Genomic DNA, 18,625 nt, shown 5'->3' with positions numbered 1-18,625 from the left:
CCCTCCTTTACGGGGATGTTTGGCCGGGTAGGGGGCATCAAGGTGCGCGCCTAGTCAGGGCAGGTAAAGGATCCCATCTGCGCTTTTACGATCGGTCCGGCCCATTCCAGCGGCATGCCTATCGTATCCGCAAAACCGGCCAGCACGTTGGACAGAACATCCGTCATCTCCGCGGTGGAGGGCTGAGTGAAATCCAAAGTATCGCCCGTCGTGTGGGCGGTTTCGAGGTTCAGTCCGGTCACGCTGTCGCGGCAGCTGAAATCGATATCTCCCATCACGATGCGCCCCTGCGATGTGGTGTCGGTCAGCGTAAATTGGATGGTCTGCTCCGTCGGTGACGCCACGATCTGCCAGCGTGTCTGATCGTTTTCAACGTCCTCCAGCGCGGAAAAGCCATCCGTCGATCCGGAGTGGGTGGCGTGTGCCGCCAGGACAAATCGGTTCAGGCTGCTGCGCTCATGTGCCTTCGACACCGGCAGGGGTTTGCTGCCGCCAAACCCGTCGAACGTCGCCAGTCCGGCCAGAAGGTCGTCATAGTCCGAGTTGGTCAGTGCCGGAACGGGCATATCACGTCCCAGGTGCGCCGTCATTCCGTCACGTGTTGGTGTGAGTGCTGCCGTCGCACCGGTGGCGTCTGCAACGAAGTAGTGGATCGAGACCATCGCCTGCACGGAGGTATCTCGCGCAAGGCTTACGGCCTCTTCAACGGATGCCGCGCGGTCCAGCAGCAATTGGATCAGCTCCAGTTCATTCAGGATGTCCGTGCTCTTCGCGGCAGGAAATGCAGCGTCGTCGTTCCACATCAGCGAGACGAACAGCCCTGCGGTATTCATGCCCGCCGTCGGCATGCCAAATCCCATCTGATTGAACGTGACGCTACCATGCTCGGTGAGCCAGCGCGCCGTACTGTCTTCCATGATGGACGTGCGGGTCCCACCCCGGGGGTTCACAAAGACATAGCCCGCCCCGGTCGCCGAGGTGTCATAGCTATAGGCAATCACCCTCGATCCGGCGGGGCCGAGTGCCATGGTTGAACAGGCCAGCACCGCAGGCGCCACCACACATGTGATCGCGGCCAGCGACCAAGCGGAATGTCTCTTGCCGAGCAATTCCTGAATTCGAAAAACCATGTTACGATCCTCTGCATCTGTCGGTTGCAATCCTGTGCCCGACGGGATGACGCATCGATTGACGCACACTCAAGCGGAGTTTCGTGAAATGCCTGCAGAGTTCGCGAACAACACCCTCAGGGCGGTTTTCGCAGAGGCGGTTGCCGAGCTTTTTGGCACGCGCAGGCGGGTTTGCGTCCTGATTCTGATCGCCTTGTTGACGGGTCTTGTGGGGCCCTTCGGGACGGACATGCATTTTCTTGAGGTGCAGCGATATCTCTACTGGGCGCTGATCGTCTTTGGCACGGCGATCCCGGTACAATTGGTGTTTTTTGTCGTGGAACGGGCGCGCCGGCGCATGGGCTGGCCTGCTGTGATCTGGGTGCCCATGGCGTCCGTGGTCGCGGCCTTGCCCGCGATGACGGTCGTGAATGGCATCGCCTGTGCCTTTGGGTCCTGCATCGGCAGGGCAGGGATGGCCGAGCTATACGTGCAATGCGCCGTGGTCATCCTGTCCATCGGCACAATGATCAAACTCCTGTCGCCAGCAGATGCCACGCCGATAGCGGCGGCACCAGAGCCCATGCTGCTGCGCCGCCTGCCCGGTGCACGGCGCGGTCGGCTGATCCGCCTGGCGGCGCAGGATCACTATGTCGAAGTCATCACGGATCAGGGCCGCAGCCTTGTCGGCATGCGTTTCAAGGATGCCATTGAAGAAACCGGAGCGGAGACGGGCGTGCAAGTGCATCGCTCCCACTGGGTTGCGCGCGCGGCGGTCGTTGCCCGACGAAATGTGGATGGCAGGGCGGTGTTGGAGCTGACCGATGGCAGCCTTGTTCCCCTTGGCCGGACATTCCGCCAGAAGGCGTCAGAGGCCGGGGTTTTGTTCTGACGCCACGGCGCGGTGGTCAGATCGCTGTGAACCTGCCGTCCCAGAACTCGCTGGACGCGCGGACCCACACGGTGCCCTCCGCATCATCATAGATCACGACAGCACTGCGATCTGCCTCCAGGATACCTTCGGACAGCACGCGGTAGAGCCCGCCCTTGCGGTGTCGATGTGTCGGTGTCCAGATGGCGTCACCACCGGGTTGGTTCGTATCGGGCCATGTTGCGGCGGGGGGAGCCGTCCCCCGCCAGCCGCTCAATATCCGACCGCTGGCCTGAAGTGCGCGTCGTATCATGTTCTGCCCCATCACCTGATTACGTCGAGAGGATAGACCCCGTGACGGCATTGGGGCGGAAGGTCGTGCACCCCTTGCAGCCGCTATCATAAGCCTTCATGTAGACGTCCTTGAAGAGCTCAAAGGGCATATCTACCGGGCAATTCACGGTTTTCGAAATGCCGCTGTCCACCCAGGCCTGCGCAGCCGCCTGCATGGCCACGTGATCTGCCGGCTCAAGGTCCATCGCGGTCACGAAAGCCTCGGGCAGCGCGGCGTCCTCCCCGAAAATACGGCGGTGCAGCCAGATGGCATAGTCTTCCACCGCCTCCAGCGACTTGCTGCCATCGGGATTGCTGAACAGCCGCTGGTAGGAGGCGGAAAAGATCGGCTCGATCCCGGAGGAGACGTTGCCCGCGTACATCGATGTTGTGCCTGTGGGGGCGATCGTGGTCAGCAGGCCGTTGCGCAGCCCATTGCGCATGATCGCCTGTCGGACGTCCGGGTCAAGCTTGCGGATGTTTTCGTGTTTCTGGTGCCGCGTGCTGTCAAAGAGCGGGAAGCTGCCCCGCTCTGCCGCGAGCTTTGACGAGGCAAGGTAGGTCGCGTTTTGCAGGGTGCGCATCCACTGCGTCAGTACCTCCGCCGCCGGTTCGGACCCGTAGCGCAGGCCGAGCATCATCAGCGCGTCCGCGACCCCGGTGACGCCAATGCCGATGCGGCGTTTGGCTTGCGCTTCGCCTTTTTGCGCCTCGACCGCGAACCGCGACACATCAATCGCATTGTCCAGCATTCGCACGGCGATCTTGGCCAGGCGCTTCAACTCCTCCAGGTCCATTGTGGCCCCGGGCTGAAACGGCGATCTTACCAGTCGCGCCAGGTTGATCGAGGCCAGCGGACAGGTCCCGTTCGGCGGCAGCGGCTGTTCCGCGCAGGAGTTGGTCGAGGAGATGCTTTCAAGGTAGTTGAGCGTGTTGAGCGTGTTGATCCGATCAATGAACAGGACACCGGGTTCCGCTGTTTCATAGTTCGTTGTCAGGATCTTGTCCCAAAGTTCCCGTGCCTTTATCTGCCGCAACGTCCAGCCATTCCAGGTCAGGTTCCAGTCGTCGTTCTTACGCACGGCCTCCATGAAGTCATCGGTGATCATGACCGACAAGTTGAAGTTTCTCAGCTCTGCAGAGGCTTCCTTGGCCGAGATGAAGGCCTCGATGTCCGGGTGGTCACAGCGCAGCGTTGCCATCATCGCGCCGCGGCCCATGCCACTGACCACCATCTTGCAGACCGAATTGCAGATATCCATTGCGGCAAGCGGTCCCGCCGCAGGGCAATCCAGACCAGCGACCCCGGTGCCCTTGGGGCGCAGGGTCGAGAAATCGAACCCGATGCCGCCGCCCATCTTCATTGTCAGCGCCGCCTGTTTGGCGGTGTCCATGATGCCTTCGACTGAATCGGGAATTTCTTGCATGACAAAGGTATTGGACAGCGTCACATCGCGCGCGGTCCCGCACCCCGAAAGGATGCGCCCGCCCGGCAACAGTTTGTAGGATGCCATGGCATCGTAGAATTGCGACGCTACGGCCTGCCGGTCGGATGGCTTTTCATTCTCCGTCAGCCCGTGGGCGACCCGTTTCCATGTGTCAGAAACCGTTTGATCCACGGCGCGCCCCTGAGAGCGATACTGATACTTGGCGCTCCAGATACGATGCGCAATTGGATTTTCCGAGTTGGTGTTTTGCGGAACAAGATTTGCTTCACTTCGCATTTTTGACATCCCCTTATCTGGTGAGGACGCTTAGCGAAGAGTTTGATTCAAAGTGTTAAGATCAGGTTTAAAGTTAAAAGATGGTAAACAAGAATCTTAAAATCCGCGTGAGTTTGGGAGTGTTGCCCAATCACGCGTCACTTCCTCCAAGATCTTAACGATTTGAAGGTCGGTTGCCTATTCCAGAGCCGGATCGGGCTGATTTGCGGCGCTGCTTTCATTGACACCAGCCGGTCCTGAGGACGTGTGGTGTGAGGAAACCGGCATTGAATACGTCGGCCCTCCGCGGGGTCTTGACCGTTCTGAATTAGCCCAAATTTGAAAGACATTGTCGGGAGAAACCCCGCACCGCAAGCCTCCTGTTCAAGCTGGGTTAACGTTTGCAAAATAATGAACTCGGACGGTCGGATTCAACGATGGGTATTTTTAATGATCAAACTATATGCGTGCCTGGGGTCGGGCAATTGTTTCAAGCCCTGGCTGGCGCTGCACCAGCTTCAGACCCCGTTCGAGCTTCGTCTGGTGGACGTTCTGGCGGGTGAGCAGAAGACCGACTGGTTCCTTGAGATCAATCCAAATGGGGTGGTCCCCTATATGGTGACGGAAGATGGCCATGGTTTGGGCGAAAGCAATGCGATGCTCTGGTACGTGGCCGAGGGAACGCACCTGATGCCGCAGAACAAGGCCGAGCGTGCGCAGGCGCTGCAATGGATGTATTTCGAGCAGTCCAAACTGGAGCCCTTCATCTCACCGGCCCGCTTTTTCACGACAATCCTGCCAGAGGAACGCGAGGCCCGCGCCGCCGATATCGAAAACTGGCAGAATGCAGCGGCCCCGGGTCTTGCGCGACTGGACGAACACTTGCGTGAGTTTCAATTCATGGTGGGGTCTGGATATTCTGTCGCCGATATCGGTGTTTTTGGATACGTGCACGTCCTGGAGGAAGCAGGCCTGTCGATGCGTGACTATCCGAACATCACGCGCTGGATTGGGGATGTTTGTGCGACCAAGGGGTTCCGACCCCTTTCGAAACTCGGATTTCAGGAGGGCAAGGCCGCCTGACCCGATTTCAAAGGTAATCCCAGATGCACGCAAAGAAGGCGAAATCGGAAGAGGACATCAGCGACACTGACCACATCGCCAGTGAAGCGCATGCTGTTCTCGATCTATTTTCGGGCGCGCGGAATCTGTCGACCCCTGTCTGGGTCTATGATGTCGACAACTGCCGGGTCGTCTATGCGAATGCACAGGCCTGCCGGATGTGGCAGGCAGAGAGCGAAGAAGATCTCTGTGCGCGAGACATGTCCAAGGGCATGTCGTCCACGGTCGCCAAAAGACTGAAGCAATACCAGACAGATTTCATTGAGCGTCAGACCACGTTCCGCGAAATGTGGACGTTGTATCCTAACGGCAAACCCGTCAGTTCCAGCGTCGCTTTTCGCGGATTCCGCCTGCCGGACGGCCGCATGGCGATGCAGTGCGAAGTGCTCGAAAGGGCGGACAGCGAGCCGGACAATCTGCGCAGCGCCGAAGCGTTGTTGCATACGGACGTGAAGATTGCTCTTTTCGAACTCGACGGTCCGGCGCTCTACATGAACCCGGCGGCGCGTAACTCCATCGGCGGTCCGTCCATCAGCTTCCTGAAACTTTTTGTAAACTCAAAAGATTACCACGTGATGATGTTCGAACTGGATGGTTCCGGTGAACATCGGATGGTTGCCAAGGTAAAGACCTCGACCGGCAAGCGTTGGTTTGATCTCTCCGCCAAACTCTGCAGCGATGCTGTCACCGGCCAACCGGCCGTTTTGCTGACGGCATTCGATGTCAGCGAGCTGAAAATTGCGCGGGACAAGGCGCGCTACCTTGCTGACAGAGATCAGCTGACGGGATGCTACAACCGGGCCTTCATGCACCGGCTCATCGAAGGCCTTGCCAGCACCGAGGCAATGCAATGCACGCTGGTTTATTTCGACGTGGACCGCTTCAAGAGTGTCAATGATACCTTCGGGCACGAAGCGGGTGACAACGTGTTGAAAGAGCTTGCAGTGCGTGCGCAGGAGGCGGTTGGCCCCGAGGATATCGTGGTGCGCCTCGGCGGCGACGAGTTTGCCATTCTGCTCTATGAAGACGTAGGCTGTGTGCACCCCCATCAAAAGGCAAAGGCCCTGTTCCGCAACCTGTCGGGGCCTGTCGGGCAGGGGCCAACCAATATCGATGTCAATGTCAGCATGGGCATCACGGATTTCGCCCCGGCGCAAACCGATTTCGAATCCGCACTGCGTCAGGCCGACATCGCGCTCTATCAGTCAAAGCGCGAGGGTCGGAACAGATACACGACCTACACCGATGAAATGGGCGCTGCCGCGTTGGACCGCGCGCGCTTCAAGGCGGAGATTGAAGCGGCACTGAAGCGGCGCGAATTCGTCCTGTACTACCAGCCCAGGATCGATCTTCGGTCCGGAAATGTCGTGTCCATGGAAGGTCTGGTGCGTTGGAACCACCCTGAAAAGGGCGTCGTGGGCCCCAACAAGTTCATCCCGATCTGCGAAGAGACCGGCATGATCGACCATCTTGGGCAGCAAGTTCTGGAGCTCGGTTTCGAGCAGGCAATGAGATGGCAGGAAGCCGGGGAATACATGCATCTTTCCCTCAACATCTCGCCGCGTCAGTTCGCGGATGACCGGCTCACGGAAATGCTGGAAACCTTTGCAAAGAAACCCGGCTTCCCGACCGACAGGATAGAGTTGGAAATCACCGAGAACGTTCTGATCGGCGACCTTGACGACATCGCATCCAAGCTGAAAGAGATCACCGATATGGGGTACCGGATCGCAATTGATGATTTCGGTACCGGATACTCCAATCTATCCTACATCTCCCGAATTCCCCTAAGTTGCGTCAAGATTGATCAGTCCTTCGTGAGCCAGCTTCCAAAATCCGGCCCGATCATCCGTCTGATCCTGTCGCTGGGGAAACAGATTGGCGCCACGATCGTTGCCGAAGGCGTCGAAACCCAAGATCAATATGACTGGCTCGCCCTTCATCAGTGCGACCAGATTCAAGGGTTTTTCATTGCGCGCCCGGCGCCGCTCAACGAGGTCGGCGCGGACGCCAACTGAGACCTGCCAGAGCCGCGACTATGTCTTGCGTTTTGCTCATCGCCGCCCGGTGCCCGAGAATTGCTCCACCCTCCCGACGGCATCCGGCAAGAGGATGATCGAATGCGCCCTGAACACCCAACTAAAACCGGCCCCTTTGAAAGTCAGTGTCGCGGTACTTTAGAGACCGCGCAGATACTTCAAGCGCTCGTCCAGAAGAATTGCGCTGGAGGCCTCGTTCTCGGCAAATCTCCCCGCCATGCCCGGGCGGGACAAGACCTGTGCAGGAGATGAGGTCGCCATGGCAAAGGCCTGTTCCTTGGGAACACCCATTTTATGGACAAGTATCGAAAGCGCGCGGGACAGCTCCAGATCAGCGCCTGCGAGGGTCCCGTCTTCCAAGGTCAGCCGACCGTGCTGTCGCAATATGCGCCGACCGTTCAGTTTGAGTTCCCGAATGTCTGAGCCAACCGTCGACATGGCATCCGTCACGAGAAAAATCGTGCCGGGGCCCTGTTTGGACAAAAGGGCGACGCGCATGCTGGCCGGGTGGACGTGGATGTCGTCCGCAATCAATCCGGCTGAAACGGCCGCAGTGTCGAGGGCTGCCCCAACAAGCCCCGGCTCCCGGTTGCCCATCTGGCTCATGGCGTTAAAGAGGTGCGTGACGCAACGCGCGCCGACATCAAAAGCCGCTTCGGCCTCAGCCATGGTGCAATCGGTGTGACCCAAAGACACGATCACCCCCGCCTGGGAGAGCCGCGCGATCTGGGCCGATGTCACGTTCTCCGGGGCGACTGTCAGCATGACATTCGGCAGGCGTTGTGCCGTCTGCAAAAGAAAGGTTTCATCGGCATCTGTCATCGGGCGTATCAACGCAGGGTCATGCGCGCCTTTCCGCGCGATGGACAGATGCGGCCCCTCTAGGTGAATGCCAATAATCCCGGGTATCTTGTCCCGGATAGCGGCCTCAACAGCGTCCACTGCCGCCCGCGTGCGCGCCGGTGTATCGGTGATCAGGGTCGGCAGCAGGGCGCGCGTGCCGGTGGTTGCATGGGCCTCCGCGATGACCCTGAGGCCGTCGGGCGAGGTTTTGTCGTTGAACATCACGCCGCCGCCGCCATTGACCTGCAGATCCACAAATCCCGGCAGGATGGTGCCCCCGGGCAATGCTTCCTCTTTGAAATCTGCAGGCACGGCGTCCAGTGCGACAATCCCGCGAAAAATTCCGCCGTCCAGCAGGAGCGCCTTTCCGGTATGGAGATGTCGCCCGTCGAAAATATCCGCTCCGGTCAGCGCCCGTTTCATCACACCGTTTCCGTTACTTTCTTGAGGTGCCGCGGTTCGTCGGGATTTATCCCGCGCGACAAGGCAACCTGTTCGACCATCGCGTAGAACGACACGATCAGCGAAATCGGATCGAGCAAGGGATGCGCCGTGCGGACACAGGGCAGGCAACCGGCTTTTGACGCCTTATCGGATGTCACAAAGACCGATGCGCCTTTGCCTGCGATCTGGTCGGCCACGTCTACAAGAGAGGATTCCGCTTGGTCCGTGGCGGTCAGGGCGATGACGGGAAAACCCTGTTCCACGATGGACACCGGCCCGTGCAACACTTCGGCGGACGAGTAGGATTCCGCGTGCAGCTGACAGGTCTCCTTGAATTTCAGCGCGGCCTCGTTCGAGATGGCCAGCACCGGCCCGCGCCCCAGACAGAAAAGCGATTGCCGCGATGCGATGTCCGCGGCCAATGCGCCCCAGTCCATTTGGGCCGCACTCTCCAGCGCCTCGGGCAGGGCGTGAAGTGCCCGCAACAGGTCTGCGTCCCTTTGCCATTCCGCCAGCAGCCAGACGGCAGAGATGGCGGAGGTCACGAACGTCTTGGTCGCCGCCACGCTCAGTTCCGCTCCGGCGTGCAAATCGATGGCGTGGGTGCTCACACGTGCAAGATCACTGTCCGTGTGATTGGTGAGCGCAAGGCTCAGCGCGCCCTGAGCGGTTGCCATCCTGGCCAATTGCACAATGTCCGGGCTTTTGCCCGACTGTGAAATCGACAGGCAGGCGCAGTGTGACAGGGACAGCTCGCGCTCATAGATGGAGGACACGGACGGTCCGACCGATGCAACCGGAATACCCGCCACAAGCTCACAGGCATATTTGAAGTAGGTCGCGGCATGGTCGGAAGACCCTCGGGCAACCGAGATCATGAAGTGGGGATCAGCGGCCTGCAACGCCGCTGCCGCTGCTTCTATCGACCCTGCACCCTTGGTGAGAAGCGTATCGACGACAGCGGGGATTTCGAGAATCTCCCGTCGCATATGTGTTTGGGCAGACATGGTTATTCCTTGGATAGCCTGAGTTCGGCAACAAAATTGTAGGAATCGCCGCGATAGATCGATTGCGTGAATTCCGCGACGCGCCCGGTGGCAAGGTAGGAGGTGCGTTCAATCCGCAGACCTGCGTCGCCCGGTGAAACGGCCAGCAGTTCGGCATCCGCCAGCGCAAGATTGATCGCGGAGATTTTCTGGAGCGCCCGAACCGGCCGATGCCCGTCCTGCTCCAGCGTTTCATAGAGCGAGGTTTCGACGGCCAGCGGGTTGGGCAGGATATCCGTGGGCAGCGAGGCGCGTTCAATCGCGATGGGTTCGCCATCCGCCATCCGCAATCGCGTGATACGCGCCACGGAGTCCTCTGATGACAAGCCCAGTGAGGTCATTTCATCTGGGGACGGGATGAAGAGGCCGCGCTCCAGCCAGCGGGAGGTCGAGGCCTTGCCGCGCCGCTCCATATCTTCGGAGAAAGAGGTCAGCCGGGATAGTTTCTGCTCGATCCGCTCGGGCTTGGAAGAGATGAAAGAGCCGGAACCCTGTTTCTGAACAATGGTGCCGTCTTCTGCCAGGGATTGGATCGCCTTGCGCACGGTCACGCGTGAGAAATCCGTGATGGAGGCTATTTCGCGCTCGGGGGGCAGGGGGCTGCCCGGCGGCAGAATGCCTTTGGACACGCCTTCGCTCAGACGTTGACGCAGTTGAACGTACCTCGGCCCGCCATCGTGGCGAAACCAATCCGCGGGTTCCAGGAAGTCGGCAACGCTCATGACACCTCCCCCATGCTGTGCAGATGCTGCTGCGCCAGGTGCAGTGCGCCGTCCAGCGCGGAGCCGGCGGACGGATGAATGTGCTTTCTGAACCCAGCGTCGACATAGGGTTCGTAGTGCGGGCCGACCCCACCTGCGAGACAGAGTTTGTCGCCATACTTCAGACCCACCGTCGCGATGCAGGTGTTCAGGTACTCTGCGCCCCACTGCATAAGGGTCAGCGCGTTTGGATCACCCTGCCGGGCGGCCTCAACCACCAGAGGCGCAAAGCTGGCGTAGTCACCCGGCGCGGCGTCCTTGGTGAACTGCACAATCTCGTTGGGTGCGTCGTTGAAATGCGCCAGAAGGGCCGTTGTGAGGTCAGAATGCTTCGTGAGCCCGTCTTGCGCCAGCATCGCACGCCGCAGGGCGTTATGCCCGAGCCATCCGCCGGACGCCTGGTCCGCCAGATCATGACCCCAGCCTCCGAAATATCGCACCGCATGGCCGGATTTCGACGCAACGATGGTTCCGGTGCCGATGGCTGCCAGTATCCCGTCGTCCTCCCTCAGCGCGCCGGTGAGGGAGGTTATCCGATCATCCGTCACGGCGGTTTTTCTGAAAGACATCGCAGCGGCAACCGACGCCGCATCCGAGGCGTCCATCACGCCGGCCAGCCCCAAATGTGCAATGCAGTTCCCTTGCCACCCGTCCGCGAGCCCTGCGCTTGATCCAGCGGCCTGCAGGGCGGACAGGATGTTCCTCAGCGTTGCGTCCGGGTCGGTTGCAAAGTTTGCCGGGCCGCCGGGCGCCTCGCTTATCCGCGTGCCACCCGGATCGGCAATGACAACCCGACAGCCGGTTCCGCCGCCGTCCACGCCCACCAGAAAATGTGCAGAGAATATGCTCATGAGATACCTATATCATACCTTTTAGCAGATACAACATCCAATTAGAAACCAAATGACGCGGATAATGCCGATTTTTTAACTAATTATTAATAAGTGAAGAAATTGGTAGACAAAAGGTATTACTTAGGTATTGTATCTGGAAATCTTGGGAGTCGAACGTGCAAACTGATAGGTCTCAATGCAGTCGCAGCGCAGCAATAGATCAGTTGTCTGACCGTGATGCGATGTCTGCAATGCTCACGTCGCATATTGACGCTCTGGAGGCGGCGCGGTCGGCGATTGCCGATATCTCCGCCGCCGGTGCTCTGGTCGCGCGCGCCGTTGCCGCTGGAGGGACAGTGCACTACGCCGCCGCTGGAAGCTCAGGGCTGATGGCCCTCGCAGACGCATGCGAACTGCCGGGCACGTTTCAGATCCCGCCGGGTCAAATAGGCATCCATATGGCCGGGGGTGTGCCCACGGAGGGTATGATGCCGGGCAGTACGGAGGACGATCGCGAGGACGCAGTTCGCGCGGCCCGTGCGGTCGATGAAAATGATGTCGCGATCGTCGTGAGTGCGAGCGGCACAACGCCCTATGCGCTTGGCTTCGCCGATGCAGCACGCGCAAGGGGAGCGTCCGTCATCGGGATTGCAAATGCCGCCAATACCGCGCTGCTGCAAGCGTCAGACATTGCCATTTCGCTCAATACCGCGCCAGAGGTGGTCGAAGGCTCCACACGGCTGGCGGCAGGGACGGCGCAGAAGGCCGCCCTGAACATGATTTCTACTCAGGTGGGCGTGTTGCTGGGGCATGTGCACGATGGCCTGATGATCAATCTGAACCCCGACAACATCAAGCTTCGCCAGCGGGCTACTCACATCGTCTCCCGCATTGCCGGCGTTGCCGCCGATGATGCGGATGAGGCCCTGAGACGGACGGGGTACAATGCAAAACTTGCGACACTTGTCGCAGCCGGGGCAGACTTGAGCGAAGCGCAGGCTCTGTTGGCCCGCAACAATGGTCACCTGCGCGCATGTTTGCATCACATCATACCAAAAACAAAAAACCAGAACACGACTTCAATCCAAGGGAGAAACCAATGAAAACCAATACATTAAAGGGCGTTTTGCTGGCAGCCACGCTGCTGGGTGCCAGTGCGGCCACGGCACAACAGGCGGAGCTGACCATCGAGAGCTGGCGCAATGATGATCTCGCAATCTGGCAGGATAAGATCATTCCGGCCTTCGAGGCCGAGCACCCGGACATCAAGGTGAAATTCACGCCCTCCGCACCCGCCGAATACAATGCCGTGCTCAACTCCAAGCTGGACGCGGGCTCTGCCGGTGACATCATCACCTGCCGTCCTTTCGACGCCTCACTGGCGCTCTATGAGGCCGGTCATCTGGCCGATCTGAGCGGCATGCAGGGCATGTCGAATTTTTCCGATGTGGCGAAATCGGGCTGGTCCACGGATGATGGCAGCGCCACCTATTGCGTGCCGATGGCATCGGTGATCCACGGTTTCATCTACAACAAGGACGCCTTTGAAGAGGTTGGCGTCGCGGTGCCGCAGACCGAAGAGGAATTCTTTGCAGCCCTTGAGGCGTTCAAGGAGGATGGAAATTACATCCCGATGGCCATGGGCACGAATGACCAGTGGGAAGCGGCGACCATGGGGTACAACAACATCGGTCCGAACTACTGGAAGGGCGAAGAGGGGCGGAATGCCCTGATCGCCGGAGAGCAGAAGCTGACAGATGAAGGCTGGGTCGCGCCCTATCGCCAACTGGCCAAATGGGGCGACTATATGGGCGACGGCTATGAGGCGCAGACCTACCCAGACAGCCAGAACATCTTTACGCTGGGGCGCGCGGCGATCTATCCAGCGGGCAGTTGGGAAATCTCCGGTTTCAACGCCCAGGCGGATTTCGAGATGGGTGCCTTCAACCCACCTGTCCAGAACGCTGGTGATACCTGCTACATCTCCGATCACACGGATATCGGCATCGGTATGAACGCGGCGACGGACAGCCCCGAGGCGGCAAAAACCTTCCTCAACTGGGTTGCCTCGTCGGAGTTCTCCACCATCTTCGCCAATGCGTTGCCGGGTTTCTTCCCGCTGTCGAACGCCGCCGTAGAGCTCGAAGACCCGCTGGCACAGGAGTTCATCTCCTGGCGCGACACATGTGAAAGCTCGATCCGCTCGACCTATCAGATCCTGTCGCGCGGCACGCCGAACCTGGAAAACGAAACCTGGAATGCCTCCGTTGCGGTGATCAAGGGCGATGAAAGCCCTGAGGACGCGGGCAAACGTCTGCAGGACGGGCTGGCCAGCTGGTACGCGCCGCAGCAGTAACGCGCGCTGCCGAGAAACTCCGGGCGACATGAGTGCGCCCGGAGATGCATAGTATTCTCCCCACATCGCCCAGGAGACGGCCCATGGCTGCGCCTTCAAAGCAAAAAACCAGATGGCATATAGTCGTTTTTCTGGCGCCCGCCGTGCTGGTCTATACGGCGGTGATGATCTATCCGCTCTTTAATACCCTGCGGTTGTCGCTCTATTCCGAGATCGATCAGGAGCGCATCTGGGTCGGGCTGCAGAACTTTCGCACGCTCTTTGGGGATGCAATCTGGTCAGAGCAGTTCTGGAACGCGCTGGCCAATAACGGATGGTTCTTTCTCATCCACATGCTGGTGCAAAACCCGATCGGCATCGCGCTGGCCGCGATCCTGTCGTCACCCCGGCTGCGGTTCTCGGCGTTTTACCGTTCTGCGATCTTCATCCCGACCATCCTGTCCTTTGTCATCGTTGGTTTTGCCTGGAAACTGATCCTGTCGCCGATCTGGGGCATTGCACCCGGCATGCTGGATGCGATTGGGCTGAAGTTTCTCTACCAGCCCTGGCTGGGCAAGGAGGAATACGCGCTGACAACGCTGAGCCTGGTGTCCGTCTGGCAGTACGTGGGTATCCCGATGATGCTGATCTATGCAGCGCTTCTGTCGATCCCGGATGAAATCCTTGAGGCGGGGGAATGTGACGGGATCACCGGCATGGCGGCGTTCTGGAAGATCAAACTGCCACTCATCCTGCCCTCCATCGGGATCATTTCGGTGCTAACCTTCGTGGCGAATTTCAATGCCTTTGACCTGATCTATGCCGCGCAGGGCGCGCTGGCCGGGCCGGATTTCAGCACGGATATTCTGGGCACCTTCATGTACCGCACCTTCTTTGGGTTTCAGTTGCAGCTGGGCGATCCGCATATGGGCTCCACCATCGCCTCGGCCATGTTCGGGATCATCCTGATTGGGGTCTGCATCTACCTCTTCGGCATCCAGCGCCGCCTGCGCAACTACCAGTTCTAGGGGTGAGACGATGACCCAGACCCGACGCATCCCCGGCACCGCCATAGCGGCCCATGCCGTTCTGATCACCTACACGATCATCGCGCTGTTCCCGGTTTTCGTGATCCTGATCAACAGCTTCAAGACACGCCGCGCGATTTTTCGGGACCCGTTGGGCCTGCCGACCGAGGAGACGTTTTCGCTCATCGGCTATCAGACCGTGTTCAAGCAGGGGGATTTCTTTCTCTACTTCCAGAATTCCATGATCGTCACGGTGGTCTCTCTGACGCTGATCCTGCTGTTCGGGGCCATGGCGGCCTTTGCACTGGCGGAATATCGGTTCAAGGGCAACACGCTGATGGGCCTCTATCTGGCGCTGGGGATCATGATCCCCATCCGGATCGGGACCGTGGCCATCCTGGAGATGATGGTATCGACCGGGCTGGTGAACACCCTTGTGGCGCTGATCCTTGTCTACACGGCGCAGGGCCTGCCGCTTGCGGTCTTCATTCTCAGCGAGTTCATGAAAGGGGTCTCGGACGATCTTAAGAACGCAGGCCGTATTGATGGGCTGTCTGAATACAAAATCTTCTTCCGTCTGGTCTTGCCGCTGGTCCGCCCGGCCATGGCAACTGTGGCGGTGTTCAACATGATCCCGATCTGGAATGACCTGTGGTTCCCGCTGATCCTCGCCCCGGCGGAAGAGGTGAAAACCCTGACGCTCGGCAGCCAGGTCTTTATCGGGCAATTCGTGACGGATTGGAATGCGGTGCTGTCGGCGCTGTCGATGGCGATCCTGCCGGTGATGGTGCTCTACGTGATCTTCTCACGCCAGCTCATCCGGGGCATCACATCGGGGGCGGTCAAATGAAGGTTCTCATCGCAGGATTGGGCAATATGGGCCGCAGCCACGCGCTGGCGCATCATAATCTGGCAGGGACGGAGATCGTCGGCCTCGTGAACCGGTCCGCCATAGAGGTGCCGGATGCGCTGCAGAGGTACCCGGTCTATACCGATTTCGACAAGGCACTGACCGACACACACCCTGATCTTGTCGTCATTGCGACCTACACGGACACGCATGCGGCCTATGCGATCCGCGCCATGGAAGCGGGCGCGCATGTCTTCGTGGAAAAGCCGCTGGCGATGACCGCCGAGGAGGCGCAGCGCGTGGTGGACACGGCGCATCGGCTGAACCGCAAGCTGGGCGTGGGTTACATCCTGCGGCATCACCCCAGCTGGGTGCGGTTGATCGCGGAAGCGCGCGGCCTTGGCGGGCCGTATGTGTTCCGGCTGAACCTCAATCAACAATCGGACGGTGCGACCTGGGACACCCACAAAGCCCTGATGGAAACCACCTCGCCGCTGGTGGATTGTGGCGTGCATTACGTTGATGTGATGTGCCAGATCACCGATGCGCGCCCGGTGCAGGTGCAGGGTATCGGGCTGCGGCTGAGCGATGAAATCGCACCAGACATGTACAACTACGGGCAGCTTCAGGTTACCTTCGACGACGGTTCCGTGGGTTGGTACGAGGCGGGGTGGGGTCCGATGATGTCGGAGACCGCCTTCTTTGTAAAAGACGTGATCAGCCCGAACGGTGCGGTCTCCATCACCGATGGCAACAAGGGCGCCTCGGACGATATTGACGGGCACACCAAGGTGGGGGGGGTGCTGGTGCACCGCCCGGCGGGAGATACCCTGATCGATTTGCCCGACGAGCCCGGCCATCAGGCGCTCTGTGACGCTGAACAGGCGTGGATCGTGCATGCGATCCGAAACGACATTGATCTGACACGCCATATGAATGACGCGGTGCAATCGCTCCGCATTTGCCTGGCAGCGGATGAGAGTATCCGGACCGGCAAACCCATCTACCTCGGAGACAGCGCATGACAGCTTTGAAACTGGAAAACGTGAACAAGTTCTTTGGCTCGGTGCATGTGTTGAAAGACATCAACCTGACCGTCGAAGAGGGTGAATTTGTCGTCTTTGTCGGCCCCTCGGGATGCGGGAAATCAACCCTGTTGCGGGTGATCGCGGGGCTTGAGGATGCGTCCTCCGGCACGGTCACCATCGGCGATGATGTCGTGAATACCGTACCCCCGGCCAAGCGCGGCATCGCAATGGTCTTTCAATCCTACGCGCTCTATCCGCATCTGACGGTCAAGGACAATATGGGGCTGGGGCTGAAGCAGGAAGGCCAATCCAAAGCGGTGGTGGAAGAGCGGGTGTCCAAAGCCAGCAAGATGCTGGACCTTGAAGAATACGCCACGCGCAGACCTGCAGAACTCAGTGGGGGGCAGCGCCAGAGGGTGGCCATCGGTCGCGCGATCGTACGGGATCCGAAGCTGTTCCTGTTCGATGAGCCATTGTCCAATCTGGACGCCGCGCTGCGGATGAACACCCGCGTCGAGATTGCGGAGCTGCACCGCACGTTGTCGGCCTCCATGATCTATGTGACCCATGATCAGATCGAGGCGATGACCCTCGCTGATAAAATCGTGGTGCTGCGGGATGGGCGCGTCGAGCAGGTGGGCACCCCGATGGAGCTGTACAACAATCCCGCCAATCGGTTTGTCGCCAGTTTCCTTGGGTCACCGTCAATGAATTTCCTTGAACGCTCCGTCCCGGGGGTGCCTGACGGGCAGACCATTGGCATCCGGCCGGAGCATCTTCGCCTTGCGCCGTCGGGTCAGTTCTCGGGCGTCGTCACCCATGTCGAACGCCTTGGCGGGGACACCAATCTGCTGGTGAAGACGGACCAGGGTGAAACAGTGACCGTCCGATTGTTCGGACAGGATCCGACGGAAGTGGGCGATGTGGTGCACCTCGCCTTTGCGCCAGAGGATGCGTTTTACTTCGACGCTGCTCAGGAGCGGATTTTCGACGCGGCTGCTTAGGGCAAGTCAACTCGACCGCGGCGGTGCGATCCTTTTGAGCGGGTGACAGATCTGCCGGAGGCGTCAGGATCAACTTAATCCCTGTGCAAGGCCGCGCCACGCAGAACCGTGATGTCGCGCAAGCGTCTCGTGGCAAGGTCCACAAAGCTGCGGACCTTGGTGGCCGCATGACGACCTTCCACATGGACCAGATGGATGGGCAGGATGTCCGGCTCATATGCGTCAAGGACCGTGCGAAGGGTGCCGGCCTCTAGATCCGGGCCGATCTGATAGGAGAGCACCCGGGTCAGGCCCCAGCCACTGCGGGCCACTTCGATGGCCGCGCCGATGCTGGTGACGATCATGCGGGGCGATACGGGGGCAAACTGGCCCTTGCCCGGCGCAAACCGCCAGTCGCGCGCGGTATTCACTGGGGCCGCATCAACGATCTGGTGTTCGGCAAGATCCGCCGGTGACTGCGGCACGCCATGTTTCGCGAAATAGGACGGTGCCCCGCAGACGACCCGGCGCACCTGTCCCACGCGCACGGCAACGAGGTTTGAGGACGGCAGGGGGCCGATGCGTACCGCGACGTCGAACCCCTCTTCGATCATATTGACGACCCGATCCACCATCACCACATCGGCAGTCATTGCCGGATACATGTCGAGATATTCGGTAAGGATGGGCGATACGTAAATGCGGCCGAACTCGTTAGGGCAGGTGAGGCGCAGCCGCCCCACCGGCATGGTTGCCGTGCCTGCCGCCGTATCGTCCGCGTCCTGAAGCCGCGCAAGCGCTTCGCGTATATCGTCCAGATAGGTTCGGCCCACATCGGTCAGCCGGACCTGCCGCGTCGTCCGGGTGAAGAGGCGAACACCCAGCGATGTTTCCAGCTCGTTTACCCCGCGCGTTGCAGAGGGGGCACTCAGCCCAAGCGCGCGCGCCCCGGCGGCGAAGCTTTCAGCTTCCGCCACCGCAACGAATACCTTGAGGGCCTGAAGTCGATCCATCGCCATCATTGTTTTCTATCGTGGAATAATGAAGTTCACCAGAGGCTCATTATTCTCAAGCGGAAAATGATTTACCTAGAGCGGGAACCAAGAACCCGACGGGACCTACCAATGTCCGTCATGCAAGGAGACCGCCATGACATCCCTCAATGCCCGCGCCGCAGCACCGGTAAAACTCTATCGCAATCCAAAGTCCGGTCACTGCCACCGGGTCGAGTTGATGATGGCTCTGCTGGGCGTGCCTTACGAGCCGGTTGATCTCGATATGGCCAACGGTGCGCATA

Annotated in this window: 17 protein-coding genes; 9 read left to right on the top strand and 8 right to left on the bottom strand. The window is 59.7% G+C overall.

Going from position 1 to position 18,625, the window contains the following annotated elements; translation table 11 throughout:
- Window positions 1-50: 50 nt before the first annotated feature.
- Window positions 51-1,130 carry a carcinine hydrolase/isopenicillin-N N-acyltransferase family protein gene (locus ISX84_RS19615; protein ID WP_195822104.1) on the bottom strand — a complete coding sequence of 360 codons (1,080 nt, stop codon included), beginning with the start codon at window positions 1,128-1,130 and terminating at the stop codon, window positions 51-53.
- 88 nt (window positions 1,131-1,218) lie between these two features.
- Between ISX84_RS19615 and ISX84_RS19610 the strand changes: the two genes are divergently transcribed.
- Window positions 1,219-2,001: a LytTR family DNA-binding domain-containing protein gene (locus ISX84_RS19610; RefSeq protein WP_195822103.1), complete on the top strand. Its 783-nt coding sequence runs from the start codon at window positions 1,219-1,221 to the stop codon at window positions 1,999-2,001.
- 16 nt (window positions 2,002-2,017) lie between these two features.
- Here ISX84_RS19610 and ISX84_RS19605 read toward each other — a convergent pair whose 3' ends face one another.
- Window positions 2,018-2,293 (bottom strand): DUF1653 domain-containing protein, encoded by a 276-nt coding sequence (locus ISX84_RS19605; RefSeq protein WP_195822102.1) that lies wholly within the window; start codon window positions 2,291-2,293, stop codon window positions 2,018-2,020.
- 19 nt (window positions 2,294-2,312) lie between these two features.
- Window positions 2,313-4,037: an adenosylcobalamin-dependent ribonucleoside-diphosphate reductase gene (locus ISX84_RS19600; protein WP_195822101.1), complete on the bottom strand. Its 1,725-nt coding sequence runs from the start codon at window positions 4,035-4,037 to the stop codon at window positions 2,313-2,315.
- Between the two features lie 429 nt (window positions 4,038-4,466).
- Here ISX84_RS19600 and ISX84_RS19595 point away from each other — a divergent pair, with 429 nt between their 5' ends.
- Both ISX84_RS19595 and ISX84_RS19590 read left to right on the top strand, forming a co-directional pair.
- Window positions 4,467-5,099, top strand: coding sequence for a glutathione S-transferase family protein (locus ISX84_RS19595; protein ID WP_195822100.1), 633 nt, complete (start codon window positions 4,467-4,469; stop codon window positions 5,097-5,099).
- Window positions 5,100-5,122: 23 nt separating this feature from the next.
- Window positions 5,123-7,156, top strand: a complete 2,034-nt coding sequence (locus tag ISX84_RS19590) for a putative bifunctional diguanylate cyclase/phosphodiesterase (protein WP_195822099.1) — start codon at window positions 5,123-5,125, stop codon at window positions 7,154-7,156.
- 159 nt (window positions 7,157-7,315) lie between these two features.
- Here the strand turns inward: ISX84_RS19590 and nagA are convergent, their stop codons facing one another.
- From nagA to ISX84_RS19570, 4 genes are read right to left on the bottom strand one after another with little or no spacing between them, the layout of a single operon-like run.
- On the bottom strand, window positions 7,316-8,443 hold the full coding sequence (gene nagA / locus ISX84_RS19585; RefSeq protein ID WP_195822098.1) for an N-acetylglucosamine-6-phosphate deacetylase: 1,128 nt from the start codon (window positions 8,441-8,443) through the stop codon (window positions 7,316-7,318).
- Window positions 8,443-9,471 (bottom strand): SIS domain-containing protein, encoded by a 1,029-nt coding sequence (locus ISX84_RS19580; RefSeq protein ID WP_195822097.1) that lies wholly within the window; start codon window positions 9,469-9,471, stop codon window positions 8,443-8,445. The genes nagA and ISX84_RS19580 overlap by 1 nt, the downstream gene beginning before the upstream one ends.
- A 2-nt stretch (window positions 9,472-9,473) precedes the next feature.
- Complete coding sequence (locus ISX84_RS19575) at window positions 9,474-10,232, bottom strand: GntR family transcriptional regulator (RefSeq protein ID WP_195822096.1); 759 nt, start codon at window positions 10,230-10,232, stop codon at window positions 9,474-9,476.
- A complete protein-coding gene (locus ISX84_RS19570; RefSeq protein WP_195822095.1) occupies window positions 10,229-11,122 on the bottom strand; it encodes a BadF/BadG/BcrA/BcrD ATPase family protein in 894 nt (297 codons plus the stop codon). Before ISX84_RS19570 ends, ISX84_RS19575 begins: the two co-directional genes overlap by 4 nt.
- A 158-nt stretch (window positions 11,123-11,280) precedes the next feature.
- Here ISX84_RS19570 and ISX84_RS19565 point away from each other — a divergent pair, with 158 nt between their 5' ends.
- The 6 genes from ISX84_RS19565 (at window position 11,281) to ISX84_RS19540 (ending at window position 17,349) form a co-directional block, all read left to right on the top strand.
- On the top strand, window positions 11,281-12,207 hold the full coding sequence (locus ISX84_RS19565) for an N-acetylmuramic acid 6-phosphate etherase (protein ID WP_195822094.1): 927 nt from the start codon (window positions 11,281-11,283) through the stop codon (window positions 12,205-12,207).
- Entirely contained in the window at window positions 12,204-13,460 is a 1,257-nt protein-coding gene (locus ISX84_RS19560; RefSeq protein ID WP_195822093.1) for an ABC transporter substrate-binding protein, read from the top strand. Before ISX84_RS19565 ends, ISX84_RS19560 begins: the two co-directional genes overlap by 4 nt.
- Before the next feature lie 83 nt (window positions 13,461-13,543).
- Window positions 13,544-14,467, top strand: a complete 924-nt coding sequence (locus ISX84_RS19555; protein ID WP_195822092.1) for a carbohydrate ABC transporter permease — start codon at window positions 13,544-13,546, stop codon at window positions 14,465-14,467.
- A gap of 10 nt (window positions 14,468-14,477) precedes the next feature.
- Complete coding sequence (locus ISX84_RS19550; protein ID WP_195822091.1) at window positions 14,478-15,317, top strand: carbohydrate ABC transporter permease; 840 nt, start codon at window positions 14,478-14,480, stop codon at window positions 15,315-15,317.
- On the top strand, window positions 15,314-16,342 hold the full coding sequence (locus tag ISX84_RS19545; RefSeq protein WP_195822090.1) for a Gfo/Idh/MocA family protein: 1,029 nt from the start codon (window positions 15,314-15,316) through the stop codon (window positions 16,340-16,342). The genes ISX84_RS19550 and ISX84_RS19545 overlap by 4 nt, the downstream gene beginning before the upstream one ends.
- Window positions 16,339-17,349 (top strand): ABC transporter ATP-binding protein, encoded by a 1,011-nt coding sequence (locus ISX84_RS19540; protein WP_195822089.1) that lies wholly within the window; start codon window positions 16,339-16,341, stop codon window positions 17,347-17,349. The genes ISX84_RS19545 and ISX84_RS19540 overlap by 4 nt, the downstream gene beginning before the upstream one ends.
- Before the next feature lie 74 nt (window positions 17,350-17,423).
- On the opposite strand, the gene ISX84_RS19535 is transcribed toward ISX84_RS19540, so the two are convergent.
- Window positions 17,424-18,347, bottom strand: coding sequence for a LysR family transcriptional regulator (locus tag ISX84_RS19535; RefSeq protein ID WP_442800631.1), 924 nt, complete (start codon window positions 18,345-18,347; stop codon window positions 17,424-17,426).
- Window positions 18,348-18,625 lie beyond the last annotated feature (278 nt).

The sequence above is a fragment of the Roseobacter sp. MH60115 genome, from assembly GCF_015644665.1.
Lineage (GTDB): Bacteria > Pseudomonadota > Alphaproteobacteria > Rhodobacterales > Rhodobacteraceae > Roseobacter.
Note: the sequence above shows the minus strand (reverse complement) of the source record. Positions and strands in the feature narration are given on the sequence as shown.

What these genes read in the sequence shown, in the direction of transcription:
- ISX84_RS19615 (WP_195822104.1), bottom strand. Translation starts at nt 1,130, where the DNA reads ATGGTTTTTCGAATTCAGGAATTGCTCGGCAAGAGACATTCCGCTTGG.
- ISX84_RS19610 (WP_195822103.1), top strand. Translation starts at nt 1,219, where the DNA reads ATGCCTGCAGAGTTCGCGAACAACACCCTCAGGGCGGTTTTCGCAGAG.
- ISX84_RS19605 (WP_195822102.1), bottom strand. Translation starts at nt 2,293, where the DNA reads ATGATACGACGCGCACTTCAGGCCAGCGGTCGGATATTGAGCGGCTGG.
- ISX84_RS19600 (WP_195822101.1), bottom strand. Translation starts at nt 4,037, where the DNA reads ATGCGAAGTGAAGCAAATCTTGTTCCGCAAAACACCAACTCGGAAAAT.
- ISX84_RS19595 (WP_195822100.1), top strand. Translation starts at nt 4,467, where the DNA reads ATGATCAAACTATATGCGTGCCTGGGGTCGGGCAATTGTTTCAAGCCC.
- ISX84_RS19590 (WP_195822099.1), top strand. Translation starts at nt 5,123, where the DNA reads ATGCACGCAAAGAAGGCGAAATCGGAAGAGGACATCAGCGACACTGAC.
- nagA (WP_195822098.1), bottom strand. Translation starts at nt 8,443, where the DNA reads ATGAAACGGGCGCTGACCGGAGCGGATATTTTCGACGGGCGACATCTC.
- ISX84_RS19580 (WP_195822097.1), bottom strand. Translation starts at nt 9,471, where the DNA reads ATGTCTGCCCAAACACATATGCGACGGGAGATTCTCGAAATCCCCGCT.
- ISX84_RS19575 (WP_195822096.1), bottom strand. Translation starts at nt 10,232, where the DNA reads ATGAGCGTTGCCGACTTCCTGGAACCCGCGGATTGGTTTCGCCACGAT.
- ISX84_RS19570 (WP_195822095.1), bottom strand. Translation starts at nt 11,122, where the DNA reads ATGAGCATATTCTCTGCACATTTTCTGGTGGGCGTGGACGGCGGCGGA.
- ISX84_RS19560 (WP_195822093.1), top strand. Translation starts at nt 12,204, where the DNA reads ATGAAAACCAATACATTAAAGGGCGTTTTGCTGGCAGCCACGCTGCTG.
- ISX84_RS19555 (WP_195822092.1), top strand. Translation starts at nt 13,544, where the DNA reads ATGGCTGCGCCTTCAAAGCAAAAAACCAGATGGCATATAGTCGTTTTT.
- ISX84_RS19550 (WP_195822091.1), top strand. Translation starts at nt 14,478, where the DNA reads ATGACCCAGACCCGACGCATCCCCGGCACCGCCATAGCGGCCCATGCC.
- ISX84_RS19545 (WP_195822090.1), top strand. Translation starts at nt 15,314, where the DNA reads ATGAAGGTTCTCATCGCAGGATTGGGCAATATGGGCCGCAGCCACGCG.
- ISX84_RS19540 (WP_195822089.1), top strand. Translation starts at nt 16,339, where the DNA reads ATGACAGCTTTGAAACTGGAAAACGTGAACAAGTTCTTTGGCTCGGTG.
- ISX84_RS19535 (WP_442800631.1), bottom strand. Translation starts at nt 18,347, where the DNA reads ATGGCGATGGATCGACTTCAGGCCCTCAAGGTATTCGTTGCGGTGGCG.